The sequence below is a fragment of the Microcoleus sp. N3A4 genome, from assembly GCF_036701805.1.
GTDB lineage: Bacteria > Cyanobacteriota > Cyanobacteriia > Cyanobacteriales > Microcoleaceae > Microcoleus.
In genome coordinates this window covers 18,689-30,791 of the sequence record NZ_JAUBRJ010000023.1, presented here as the reverse complement: position 1 = coordinate 30,791, position 12,103 = coordinate 18,689, and the positions used below count along the sequence as shown (strand labels likewise).

Annotated in this window: 10 protein-coding genes; 1 reads left to right on the top strand and 9 read right to left on the bottom strand. The window is 43.1% G+C overall.

All coding sequences use genetic code 11. The annotated features are described in order from the left end of the window. Positions 1–62: 62 nt before the first annotated feature. Positions 63–194: a hypothetical protein gene (locus QUA56_RS15430; RefSeq protein WP_333359018.1), complete on the top strand. Its 132-nt coding sequence runs from the start codon at positions 63–65 to the stop codon at positions 192–194. Between the two features lie 93 nt (positions 195–287). On the opposite strand, the gene QUA56_RS15425 is transcribed toward QUA56_RS15430, so the two are convergent. The 9 genes from QUA56_RS15425 to QUA56_RS15385 all read right to left on the bottom strand — a co-directional run bounded on the left by QUA56_RS15425 (position 288) and on the right by QUA56_RS15385 (position 12,103). Next, on the bottom strand, positions 288–749 hold the full coding sequence (locus QUA56_RS15425; protein ID WP_333359016.1) for a VOC family protein: 462 nt from the start codon (positions 747–749) through the stop codon (positions 288–290). Positions 750–1,407: 658 nt separating this feature from the next. Further along, positions 1,408–1,893 carry a glutathione peroxidase gene (locus tag QUA56_RS15420; RefSeq protein WP_333359014.1) on the bottom strand — a complete coding sequence of 162 codons (486 nt, stop codon included), beginning with the start codon at positions 1,891–1,893 and terminating at the stop codon, positions 1,408–1,410. A gap of 553 nt (positions 1,894–2,446) precedes the next feature. Then, positions 2,447–3,340 (bottom strand): DUF2382 domain-containing protein, encoded by an 894-nt coding sequence (locus QUA56_RS15415; RefSeq protein ID WP_333359012.1) that lies wholly within the window; start codon positions 3,338–3,340, stop codon positions 2,447–2,449. A 222-nt stretch (positions 3,341–3,562) separates the two neighbouring features. Next, a complete protein-coding gene (locus QUA56_RS15410; protein WP_333359011.1) occupies positions 3,563–4,417 on the bottom strand; it encodes a DUF2382 domain-containing protein in 855 nt (284 codons plus the stop codon). Positions 4,418–5,020: 603 nt separating this feature from the next. Further along, a complete protein-coding gene (locus tag QUA56_RS15405) occupies positions 5,021–5,536 on the bottom strand; it encodes a DUF1499 domain-containing protein (protein WP_333359009.1) in 516 nt (171 codons plus the stop codon). 68 nt (positions 5,537–5,604) lie between these two features. Further along, complete coding sequence (locus QUA56_RS15400; protein WP_333359007.1) at positions 5,605–7,263, bottom strand: adenylate/guanylate cyclase domain-containing protein; 1,659 nt, start codon at positions 7,261–7,263, stop codon at positions 5,605–5,607. After that, positions 7,238–9,808 (bottom strand): response regulator, encoded by a 2,571-nt coding sequence (locus tag QUA56_RS15395; RefSeq protein ID WP_333359005.1) that lies wholly within the window; start codon positions 9,806–9,808, stop codon positions 7,238–7,240. The genes QUA56_RS15400 and QUA56_RS15395 overlap by 26 nt, the downstream gene beginning before the upstream one ends. Continuing rightward, positions 9,805–10,197 carry a response regulator gene (locus QUA56_RS15390; RefSeq protein ID WP_333359003.1) on the bottom strand — a complete coding sequence of 131 codons (393 nt, stop codon included), beginning with the start codon at positions 10,195–10,197 and terminating at the stop codon, positions 9,805–9,807. Before QUA56_RS15390 ends, QUA56_RS15395 begins: the two co-directional genes overlap by 4 nt. A 484-nt stretch (positions 10,198–10,681) precedes the next feature. Continuing rightward, positions 10,682–12,103 (bottom strand): response regulator, encoded by a 1,422-nt coding sequence (locus QUA56_RS15385; RefSeq protein WP_333359001.1) that lies wholly within the window; start codon positions 12,101–12,103, stop codon positions 10,682–10,684.

Below are 12,103 nucleotides of genomic sequence, written 5' to 3'. Positions count from 1 at the left end.
CAAAATGCAAATCGATCGTCGGAACCGTTGCAATTGCTTCGTTTCACGGAGTGACCCCCGCAATGCCTGCTTATATATTTTCTCACTCATCTACTTACGCCTTGGATAGCAGGCGCGCAGTCGAAGTAGTTCCTACTGTCACCTTGAAAAAACTTCACAGCGTGCCGGAATATATTCCCGGTTTGTTTAACTAACTGGGACATCTCGTGTCGGCCAGCGACCTGTGTTAAATGATACAGGGGCGGCGGCCGGCGCTTGCTGGATAGCGCGCAGCGTCTCAGTCATGTTTAAAGCGGATCGCAGCGGATTTCGATAATAAATCCGTCGGGATCGTAAAAGTAAATGCCGCGTCCTGTAGCGCGAGTGACGGGGCCGCTGTCGATCGCAATTTGATTGGACTTTAGCACTTCGAGAGCGCGATCGAACAAATCGGGATCGATGTCGAAGGCTAAGTGGTTGGCGCGGGTAAAAGCTTTCTCCGGGTCTGGGTTTGGCGGTTCCAAGTCGGGCTGCCAAAATAGGTCAATTACAGTGCCGTCTGGAGTGATGAAATTAGCGACTTTACCGGCGGCTACCATTTCTGTTAAAGTTGCGGGAATTTCTGCACCTGTTAGTTCGTGCAGGCCGAGAATTGTACCGTAGAAGTGGCGGGAAGCTTTCATATCGCGCACGTTTAAAGCGATATGGTGAACGCGGCGCAAGTTCCCCGGCGCGAGAGCAATTTTGACGGTGTTTTGGGTAGTTTGCATGATTGTCAATTGCGAATGTTAAAATTGAATGTTGTTAGATTTATTCAGCTCCTGCTCTGGAAAATAACCGTTTTACAGCATATTCCAGGTTCGTGAAGTACACTTTTCAGCTATATTGTGCGGTACGTGTTATGTAGGGTGCGGATCTGCCGCAGGTTCAATGGAACTTGCAGATTTACTCTGAAAGCGACGCACCTTACTTGCGACAAGATTGTGTGTACCACATATATATGGAATATGCTGTAAGTTGGTAGTGAGGACTGAAGTCCTCAGATTTCTATGAGGATTTCAGTCCTCACTACGAAAACTTTTATTAGGGTCGTGCGATCGTCGCACATAATATCAATTATTGTTATTTTTCTTTTGGGAACGAAGCCATCCCTACAAATAGCATGGCCAGGCCGCCTGCAAGAATTGCGAAGGCAAGTAAACCTACAACTAAATCTAATCCCGATGTATTTTCCATTAAATTAAACCGTTCTCCAATTAAATCCCATCATCGGTATTTGTTAATTGCTGAGTGCTTGCAAACAATGGGGAAGAGAAGAAAAAAACAAGCTCTCAACGTATAAAAAAAGCATATTAAGTTCTTCCCTCTTCCCTAAACATCCATCCGTTAAATCCGTTAAATCCTCTATACTGCGCGTTGCCGAACTTTTTATTTTGCCAATTCTCGATCGATCGCAGCGATCAATTCTGGCGAATCGGGGCCCACGCTGCTGCGAAATCTAGCAACTACTTCACCCTGTTTGCTAACTAAGAATTTCTCAAAATTCCAGGAAACCTCACCCTTGGGATCGACTGCACTCGTAAGCTTAGCGTACAGCGGGTGCTGCTGACTGCCTTTAGCGCGTACTTTGTCAAATAATTCAAAGCTGACGCCGTATTTTGTAGTACAAAAATTGACGATTTCTGAATTGCTTCCGGGTTCTTGTCCTCCGAAATCGTTGCAGGGAAATCCTAAAACGCGGAGTCCAGCAGCGCTGTACTTCTGGCTCAATTCTTCGAGTCCTTTGTATTGAGGTGTATAGCCGCACTGGGAAGCTACGTTAACTATCAAGAGTACCTTGCCAGCGTACTCTCCTAGCTGCTTGTCTTCGCCTGCGATCGTTTTTACTTTAATGTCGGAGATTGTGCTGGGCATTTTCAAATACTTTTAAATTTGACCACCACAATTTTACCGCAATTGGGTACAATCCTGTCTAGATGCCGATCGCTAAAAATTTAAATATCCCGGCCGGGGCCGGTTTGCGGATCTCTGGCTTGTATTATATATACAGCATATTCGGTGGTTCGTGAAGTACACTATAAAGCTATATTGTGCGGTACGTGTTATGTAGGGTGCGTCGCTGCTCGTGTTTAATGGAACTTGCAGATTGACTGGTGGCGACGCACCTTACTTACGACCCTTGTTGTGTGTACCGCATATACATGGAATATGCTGTATATATTGGTGAACCCGCCATACCAAAATTACGGTTAATTTACCGAACACGATCTTAGTAGATGGCGGTGAACTTTCCCCACAGCATCTATCGCCACAGTCAGCTAAGTAGTAGGACACAATTAATTACCCAAAATACCACCTAAAAACCTTACCTCTTCAAAAAGCTTGATGTAATTAATTTTGTCCGGTTACTTATTAGATTGAAGTTTCTCGCTAACAGCTAAAATATACAGCGAAAAGGAGGAATATTTTAACTCTCTGAGTGGTGTTCCGTCATCCATTTTTGGTAAGTATCCTCAAGTTGCTTGTCTTCCAGAACGAGTTCTAGGCGGACTTTGACGCAACCGTGGCGGGGTTGAGAGGCGATCGAATTTAAGATTTTGCTAGCTTTCTGCACAGAGGTAAATTCCGCCTTAACTGTCGGTTCCTGGCGATCGCTCTTAATCTCTGTCAAATCTATACCGGTGATGCTTCCCTCGCCCAAATCTATTTCTGCCAACACCTTCGGATCGTCGCCGACTTGTTCGACAATCAGCTTTTCCCACTGGATAGGCACTTGTACCATCCGAGTTTCAATTTCTTTGCGGACGATGACTTCGCCGACTTTGCGCTTGCTGCGATTGATCACCAATCGTTCTTCAAGCAGGCGAATTACTTCTCGATCGACAATATCCACATTTTCGTCATCCTCATCTGTCTCCAAATTTTCATTTGTGCGATCGGCATCTGTTAGATTTGACATAACTGTTGAGGGATTCGTTAACTCGCTGTTGCTAAATTCACTATGCGGTTCTGAGGCATTTTCTAAAGACAGATGCCCCTCATTTGCCGAAACAGCAGGCAGCAGATCGACTTGACCTGAATTAACACTTACAAACAGCGTTTTTTGCTGATAATCGACTTTCTTTAGCAGCTTAATACTTACTAAAAAAAAGCGTGTATTTTCGCTGCCTAGCCCTGCCACCACAAAGTTTAACTGACCATTAGCATCAAAATAGACATCTTTTATTTTGCCTACCAAGTAACCTTGGTTGTCTTTGACTGTAAAACTTTTTAGCTTAGTTCTGACTTTTTCCGGCACCCGGTTGAGACGTGTAATTGATTTTGCAGTTGCGATCTTTTCTGCTGATGCTTGACCGTTCATTTTTTAAACTTTCCTGCTTTGGGATTTTTATTATGGATTGGTAAGGGCAAATTGGTAAAGGCGGGGAAAGTGCATAAACTTTGCCAAAATCAGACAAGTTTTATACCCCACCCGCCCCGTCACATAGGAATTGCGCGATCGCCACCAATCAAATCAAAGCTGCGCGGTGACGGAATTATGTCATGAATCCGCAATTCCTATTCAAGACCTGCTGCGGTTGGTTTAGATAGCTTTATTATCTACAACCGGAGTTCCATCGGTCTTAATGTCTAATTCTTCACGACGCAAGGTTTCTTCGCCGTCAACCGTGCTGCGAACAACTTCTTTTGTGACGTTGACTTCTTCCCGCACGAAAGCTTCCTTGCGAATGTCGGCAGTTTCTTCGTAGACTTCCATGCGTGCAACTTCCCCTGATTGGAAGTCAGCGTCACCGACTGAAACTACTCGACCCGCTTCTACCGGCGTTACTCGCTCGATTACGACTCGTTCTTTTTCAATGGGTACTGAAGCTCGCGCTGTTTCAGTTTCCACGCGCTTGCCAACTGCTACTTCGCCTGTTTTTGCGCGGTTTTTGTTGGCAATCAAGCGTTCTTCATAAAGCTTGAGATTTTGGTGCTGCTGTTCGTTGGTGTCGTAGAGGGGGCGATCGATATCGTAGCTGTAGCTGCTGCGATCGTAGCTAGCAGGAGTTGCAGTGATTGCCGCGGCAGTGTCTTGATTGCGGTAAACGCCTCTTACCTGTTCTTCGCGATCGTAATCTACTGACTCTAATTCATTGTAAGCCGGCAATTGTTCTGCTTGAGCTTTGCTGCGAAGGCCTGTTGCGTACACGCGACGGGCTCCGTAGTCGAAACGGGCAGAGCCGATCGGCAGCAATACTTTCTTGCCAAAAATCCAAATACCGGTATCAATTACCAGATAGCGGAAACGACCAGTTTCGTCAACCAAAGCGTCATAAACAGTGCCTACTTTTTCATCAGAGTCGCCGGCATAAACATCAAATCCCTTAATGTCATCTCCAGCAAAAATTTCTTCCTGATAATTCGGATAAAATTCTTCTATTCTTTGAAGTGCCATGTGTTTTTTCCTCTTTGCTCTACTTAAATTAATAGTAGAAATTAATTAGTTGACTTACCTCTCCCTAAAGTCTGAAGTGTAAAATTTAGGGCGTTTAATACTATAGGAATACTGCCCCATCTCTTCTTCTGGGCTAGCGCGCTCAGCTATTTTAAAGGTTGTAAAACTCTACAATCCTCAATCTTATAGCCATTATTAAAAGTCAAAGCGAACCGTAGGGACACGGCAATGCCGTGTCCTGCTCCCCGCGCCGGAAAAGGCATTGCGGTATCCCTACTGTTAATAATTGTTAACTAGGTAGTTACAAATAAACATTACATAGTAATAAACAAAAATCAAAGCCCCTCATCTTGCAGGAGAGGCAGGGTGGTTTTATTGTGAGGATAAGAAAACTGAAACGACAGAAAACACCGCTCAAAGCTCGCGTCTGGGACGCAACTGTTATATTAATGAATAAAGGTACGTAGTTGGGCTTTAGCCCTCTTTAGGCGTATATATAAAGAGGGCTAAAGCCCAACTACGTACCTATTTCTAGGATGACAATTAATCCACCCTGCCTCATCTTGCAGGAGAGGGGCTTCGGGAAAGCTAGAAATTTTATGTTCAGAGTTGATTTAGTTGAGTTCTGATAGTTTCTATTCTTTTGCGGTTAACTCCTAAATCCGACTCTCCCAGACGCGAAGCCGATCGCACGTGGATGATTTTAGCTCCTTCATCTACCAAAAATTCAACGTCATCAACAAACCCCATCAAAGCAGTAGTAAATTCTGCATAGAGGTAATTATCAGTTGCCGTGATAATTTTAGTTTTTCCATAGGACTCGATCGCCCCTTTGAGCTTTGCCATCGCTTCAGCAGGGGACGAAGTGTATGCCAAAGGCTCAATTTTGTGTTCGGCATCTTGACTGAAGCTGCTGACGCAGTTGGGGGAACTAGGGCAGGCTGCGAGTTTTCCTGACTGAATGCCGATATTGGCAGGTCTTTTTCCAGCAAACATTGTTTTTTCTCCGGGAATTGCGATGAAAGTAGCGATCGACAGTACCGCTACTGCTAGCAGTGATATTAAAATAACTAGGACTTTTTTCAATGCTGTCGGCGATTTTGTTTCAACTGTTTGCAAAAGATTAGCCCTCTTGAAAGTGTAAATTCGATCTAATTTTAATATTAATTGAAATTTACATAAAAAATTTAAAAAGATTTACTTTGTTCTTCAATCAACCAGTAAGTCAGCATTCTTCCTTTACCTTTAACCGGGATATGACCCCGTTCTTCAAAAACAAACTGTTCTTTCAAACGCTGGTAAGTCGCCGCCGTCACTTGAATTTTACCCGGCAATCCGTTCGACTCCATCCGCGAAGCAACATTAACAGTATCCCCCCACAAATCATAGCTAAATTTGCTAATCCCAATAATTCCCGCCACCACCGAACCGCTGTGAATTCCGATCCGCAATTGAAAACTTTCTCCCATTTTGACATTAAACCTCCTCAAAGCTGCCTGCATCTCTAAAGCTAAAAGTGCGATCGCCTCAGAGTGATCCTCCCGCGCCGTCGGCAAACCCCCAACCACCATATAAGCATCCCCAATCGTCTTAATCTTTTCCAACCCGTGCAACTCAGACAACCTATCAAACTCCGAGAAAATTCCGTTCAAAATTTCTACCAACTGCGTCGGACTTTTGTGAGCAGAAAACTCTGTAAAACCCACCAAATCAGCAAACAATACGCTCACATCATCAAAATGATCCGCTATCAATTTTTGCTCTTTTTGCAAGCGCTCGGCAATAGGTTTCGGTAAAATATTCAGCAGCAATTTCTCTGTTTGTCCTTGCTGCAATTTCAGCGCAGCCTCAGCTTGTTTCCGCTGAATCAGCGAACCTAGCTGCGTAGCAACCGCACTCACTAATTCCAACAAGCGCGGCTGACATTCCAGAAATTTATCGCGATAAAAAATCAAAATAGCTAACACTTGGTTGTCCGCCACAATTGGCACCCCAAAAGCTGCTTTCAATCCCACATTCGCCGCAATTTGCGATCGCAAAAAAACTTGTTTCGGTGCAATAGAAACATCCTCGATCCATTCAGACTGCTGCGACTGCCAAATCCTCCCCGGGAGTCCCGCACCGGGAGAAAAAGTTAACTGCCAACTTGTTTGTCGGAATTGAGCAAAACTCAAGTCGCTGACGTACCTGCCTGTAGCGCATTTTAAAACCCCCTCACTGCAAGGAATCCAAGCTTCGCCCAGATTCCATTCAATAGTTTGGCAAATTAAACCTAAAATCACATCTATAGCAGAGTCAAAATCCTCTGATTTACTAATAGCTTGAGTTGCCTTCAGCAGCAAGCTTGTTTCCATTTCAACCTGGCGGCGTTCGGCAATTTCCTGGTGCAACTGGACATTTTGAGCGGTCAATTCTTCGTTTTTTTCTTGCAATTGCATTTGCAATAAACGCACAGTAAGTTGATTGCTCACTCGCGCCAATACTTCTTTCACCTGAAAAGGTTTTGTGATATAATCTGCTGCGCCCACTTCAAAAGCTTTTGCCTTATTTATTCCTTCTTCTAAGGCGCTGAGAAAAATAATGGGAATCTCTCTAAATTGCGGATCTGATTTCAGTTTTTGACATAGTTCGTAGCCGTCAAGATCCGGCATCATAATATCCAGCAAAATCAAATCTGGTGCGCTAGATTGAATCGCATCTAGGGCAGAAAAACCATTAGTAACTGGTCGAACTTTATAGTTATTCTTTTGTAAAATCTTAATCAACAAGCGCAGATTATCTGGCGTATCGTCAACTACTAAAATATCTGCTTGATAGTTTTCAGTTTGTTCCGCCTTCATCTGCATTATCTAATTCCTCCGCCTCGGCAATTAAATTGAGAATTTTCTGGTAATCAAAATTATCGAGATGACCCTGGAGGATTTCGGCAAATTCAGGATGAGCATCCCTTATTGCCTCGATAGTCCTGGAAATTAAGTTAAAATCAGCACTGCGGATTACCTGCTTCATGTTATCTATCCATTCTGCGGGAAGTTTGGGCAAATAAGCAAGCGCAGCATTAGAGGGGGAACCAGATAGATTATTTCGATCGCCTGTTGAGATAAAGTCCGTTGAGTTAGAGTAGACATACTGCACTCCCAAATGCTTGTTGAGGGTATCAAATATATCTTTTTTGCAGAAAGGTTTGCTAATAAAATCGTCGCAGCCGACCAATAAAGCAAACGATCGCCTTCCTTCAATTGTACTAGCTGTCAAAGCAATAATCTTCGGAATCGGGGATTCGCGATCGGAAATATTCATTTCCCCGTTTCCTTGCTGCTCTTGCTCTCTCTGCTTTATTCTGACCTTAATTTGTTTAGTAGCTTCGTAGCCGTCCATCACTGGCATTCGCACATCCATCAAAATTAAGTGCGGGTGCCAATTTTCCCACATTTCTATTGCTTCGCGGCCGTTGGTGGCTTGTTGCAGCCCGAAACCCAAGGGAGCAAGCATTTTGACTAAAAGTTGGCGGTTGTCTTCGCGATCGTCCACAATTAAAATCCGGTAGCACGGTTGATTTGGTTCCAACCCAGTAACTTCGCGGTTAATTTGCGGGGCTGGAATATCAGCATCATAAACCGCGCCGACTGGAATTTCAAATTTAAAAGTAGTGCCGAGTTCCAGTTGACTCTCTACGACGATTTCTCCTCCCATCAGACGCACAAATTGACGGCTTATATTTAATCCTAAACCCGTGCCTTTCTGATTTTTTTGACCGGAAGCTGTTTGCACAAATGCCTTAAAAATATTGCCCAGTTCTTCCGGAGCAATGCCAACTCCTGTATCTTCTATTTGAAAGTGAAGGAAAAAACCCGGAACAGTTAAATCCTCAGCCTCCTCACTCAAATCAACTGTTTCAAAACCACTGCTAGTTCTCGAAAAATCCCGAATACTTATTGTGGTATCAAAGCAAGCTATGGGACTATCTAATAAATTAATAAATTCCGAATCTTCTAACTTTGTAACTTTTAAAAAAATTTCGCCTGATTGCGTAAATTGAATCGCATTACTGAGAAGATTAATCAGCACTTGCCGCAGTTTAATATCATCGGTTCGCACGTACTGGGGAACGTCAGGATCGCGCTGGAAAAGCAACTGCAATTCTTGATTTTGTGCCCGCAGTTGAAACATATCTTGCAAATCCTCAAGCAAGCGGTAGAGATCAAAAATTTTCGGGTCGATCGTCATCCGCCCCGCTTCGATTTTTGACAAGTCTAAGACTTCATTAATCAAGGTCAGCAAGTGTTCGCCACTACGGCGAATAATTCTCATATTTTCTCGGTTTTCCACACTAAGATTCGGGCTGGGTTCCATGATTTGGGCAAACCCGAGTATGGAATTGAGAGGGGTACGCAACTCGTGGCTCATATTGGCAAGAAACGTGCTTTTAGCTTTATTTGCGGCTTCAGCAGCTTGTTTTGCTTGTTGCAGTTGTTCTGTGCGTTCGTCAATTTGGGCTTCTAAGGTGCGCTGGTAATCTGCTAGTATTTTTTCGGCTTGTTTGCGATCGCTAATATCTTGAAAAGCTGCGATCGCATAAGCAACATTTCCGCTAGCGTCAAAAATCGGCGTGGTATTGATCTCGATCGCAATTATTTTGCCATCTTGACGGATTTCTACATCGTCAACCCTGACAAATTCTCCTTTCAGTGCGCGCAAAATTGGCAGATTATCCGGCGGGTACAGCTCATCAGTATTGGCAACATAAAGTTGATAAGTTGCAGCTAATTGTTCCGCAGTGCTTTCCGCGATAGTGTCTGCACCCAGCAAATCCCGCGCTGTCTGGTTGAAATAGGCGATCGAGCCGTCGGGATTATAAACAGATACCCCCACTGGCAAAGCTTCTAAAAATTGATTCAGGCGGCTTTCACTCGCAGACAGCGCCTCATTTACTAGCTTTAACTCCTCGTTTACTTCTTGCCGCTTCTGGATTTCATCTGTTAACTTTTGGTCTTGCAAGTAACTGTGAACCGCTTCTACTACCGTTAATTTTAAGTCCTCATTCTGCCAAGGTTTAGGGATATAACGGTACAATTTAGCATACTTAATAGCATTGCTCAGAGCTTCCAAATCTGCTTGCCCCGTCAGCATAATAGTCAGGGTATCCGGCGAGCTTTCGTGAATTTGTCTGAGCAGTTCGTCCCCTTTAATATCCGGCATGATATAATCGGAAAGCACCAAAGCAATCTCGTATTCATCAGCCTGCAAATCTGCCAGCAAGTCTAAAGCATCAACCCCCCCTTCAGCCGTTTCAATAATACACCGATCGCCGATCGCCTTTTTCAGTTCAATCTTTAAACTGTTCAAAACATCCGGTTCGTCATCAATACACACAATTACAGGTTTTTTCATAACTTAGCCAGCCCAGATTTTATAGTCTCTATTAACTCTTTGCTGTTCCACGGTTTGTACAAACAGCAGTATAAATCAGCTTCTTTTCTCGCCCGCTGAACTGCCGCTGCATCCGCTTGTCCAGTCAACATCACCTTAATAATTTTAGGATATTTTTGGTGAACTTTAATTAAAAGTTCGTCACCTTTAATTCCCGGCATCAGCCAATCAGAAACAACCACAATCACCTGAGCTTCTTCTTCAAAATCCTCAATTAAATCTAAAGCTTCATCACCGCTTTCAGCTAATTCATAAAAATAATCATTTTTAAATTCATTCTTTAGCTGCATCTTGAGACTATTCAAGATATCCGGTTCATCGTCAACGCAAAGAATTACAGGCTTATTCATCTTTTCCTCTCTGCTTTAATTTTAGTGGGTTTACCGACATGACTTGCTTCTACGTTATTAATTTGGGGCGAGGATGCAGGATATCTGTCCCCTATCTTATACCATTTTAGATTTTAGATTTTAGATTTTAGATTTTAGATGGGAATGACTAATTTCATAAGGGTTGGGAACTTGCCTGCAGTTACATTTTTTTTAAAAGTGGTATTATTTTAATAGGACTTCCGAACAGAAACTCGGTTTCTCGCCATCAATCTTGTCTTTTTCAGCGAGACAGCCACCAGTATCACCGGGAATCAGCCCCCTGCGGGTAATACCAATTCTGAAAACTCATGCAACAGTAGCCTCCGGGTGCGTCGCCATCAAAAATCCCAAAAAAGAGCGACTTTTCGAGCAGCGACGCACCTTACAAACACTCTTTCAGAAAACAAACTAAACACTCATGATTGTTGCATAACGAGGCGAAAATTGGTATAAGTTTTGTGCACTAGATTGGCAGCAAGACTGTAAAAGTTGTCTGCCCTGGTATGGACTCTACAACAATTGTTCCCTCGTGTTTTTCAACAATTTTTCTCACAATATCCAATCCCAAACCGCTACCTTCGCCCGCAGATTTAGTCGTAAAAAATGGCTGAAAAATTTTCGGAATAACTTCTGCGGGAATACCTTTGCCGTTATCAGTAAATTTGAGGACAACATTTGCTTCTTGCTGCTGAGTTTCAATAGTCAAAATACCCTTATAATCCATTGCTTGCAGGGCATTGTGAACCAAATTCGTCCAAACTTGATTTAAGTCATCGGGATAGCAGACGATTTTGGGTAAATCTCCATAAATTTTAACTACTTCTATACCGTGTTTCAGTTGATTTTGATAAAGGGTTAACACCGTTTCAATACCGTCGTGCAAGTTTGCCTGGACTTTTTCTTGCTTGCTATCGAAATGAGCGTAGGTTTTCAAGGCAAATACTACTTTTCCAGACTTAGCTGTCGCTCTTTGGATGAGGCTAATACTTTTTTTAAAGCTCGCAAACTGGTAAGCAGTATTTAAAACTACTTCCCAATCCGGCAATTTAAAAAGTGGCAACAACTGTTCTATGTTATCGTAAATTTCCATATCCACTAAAGTATCGGCAATTTCATCTGGTTTTTCAACTGATTCCGCCATCAAATCGCTAGTCAACTGCTGCTTGAATTTCCGCTTCTCTCGGCTGGTAAATAAAACTTTTTGATGAGTAGCTCTGTAGAGTAAAGTTAAAAAATAAGCTTGACTTTCTTCAGAAATTTGTTGATAAAATAGAGGCATTTTTGCTAAATTATAGTCCCAAAAGCTAGCTATATTATTAACAGAGGAACCTATAATGCCCAGGGGAGTATTGATTTCGTGGGCAATGCCAGCAATCAGTTGTCCCAGCGCCGCCATTTTTTCCGATTGAATCAAATGCTCTTGAGTGGCTTGAAGTTGCTGGATAGCCGTTGCTAAATCTTGATTTTTTTCTTGCAAGCTTTGTTGCAGCAAACAAATTTTTAAATGAGTATCGACTCTGGCTAAAACTTCTTCAACCTGAAACGGTTTGGTAATAAAATCCACTCCCCCAACCGCAAAAGCTTTAACTTTATCCATCACGTCGTTAATCGCACTGATGAAAATCACCGGAATGTCTTTGGTTACTTCAGAATCTTTGAGGCGCTGACAAACTTCATAGCCGTCCATCTCCGGCATCATAATATCCAGCAGCACTAGATCCGGGGGTATTTTTTGAGCTGCCGACAGTGCTAGCTTACCGTTGGGAACTGGGCGAACTTGATAGCCTTTTTCGCTCAAAATTCCTGTCAGCAGCCGCAGGTTTTCTGGAGTGTCGTCTACTACTAAAATATTAGCTCGATTGGTGTTGGATAAAGTTGAAGTCAT

Coding starts and splice junctions, on each gene's coding strand:
- QUA56_RS15385 (WP_333359001.1), bottom strand. CDS start 12,103: ATGACTTCAACTTTATCCAACACCAATCGAGCTAATATTTTAGTAGTA.
- QUA56_RS15410 (WP_333359011.1), bottom strand. CDS start 4,417: ATGGCACTTCAAAGAATAGAAGAATTTTATCCGAATTATCAGGAAGAA.
- QUA56_RS15420 (WP_333359014.1), bottom strand. CDS start 1,893: ATGCCCAGCACAATCTCCGACATTAAAGTAAAAACGATCGCAGGCGAA.
- QUA56_RS15395 (WP_333359005.1), bottom strand. CDS start 9,808: ATGAAAAAACCTGTAATTGTGTGTATTGATGACGAACCGGATGTTTTG.
- QUA56_RS15415 (WP_333359012.1), bottom strand. CDS start 3,340: ATGAACGGTCAAGCATCAGCAGAAAAGATCGCAACTGCAAAATCAATT.
- QUA56_RS15400 (WP_333359007.1), bottom strand. CDS start 7,263: ATGCAGATGAAGGCGGAACAAACTGAAAACTATCAAGCAGATATTTTA.
- QUA56_RS15425 (WP_333359016.1), bottom strand. CDS start 749: ATGCAAACTACCCAAAACACCGTCAAAATTGCTCTCGCGCCGGGGAAC.
- QUA56_RS15430 (WP_333359018.1), top strand. CDS start 63: ATGCCTGCTTATATATTTTCTCACTCATCTACTTACGCCTTGGATAGC.
- QUA56_RS15390 (WP_333359003.1), bottom strand. CDS start 10,197: ATGAATAAGCCTGTAATTCTTTGCGTTGACGATGAACCGGATATCTTG.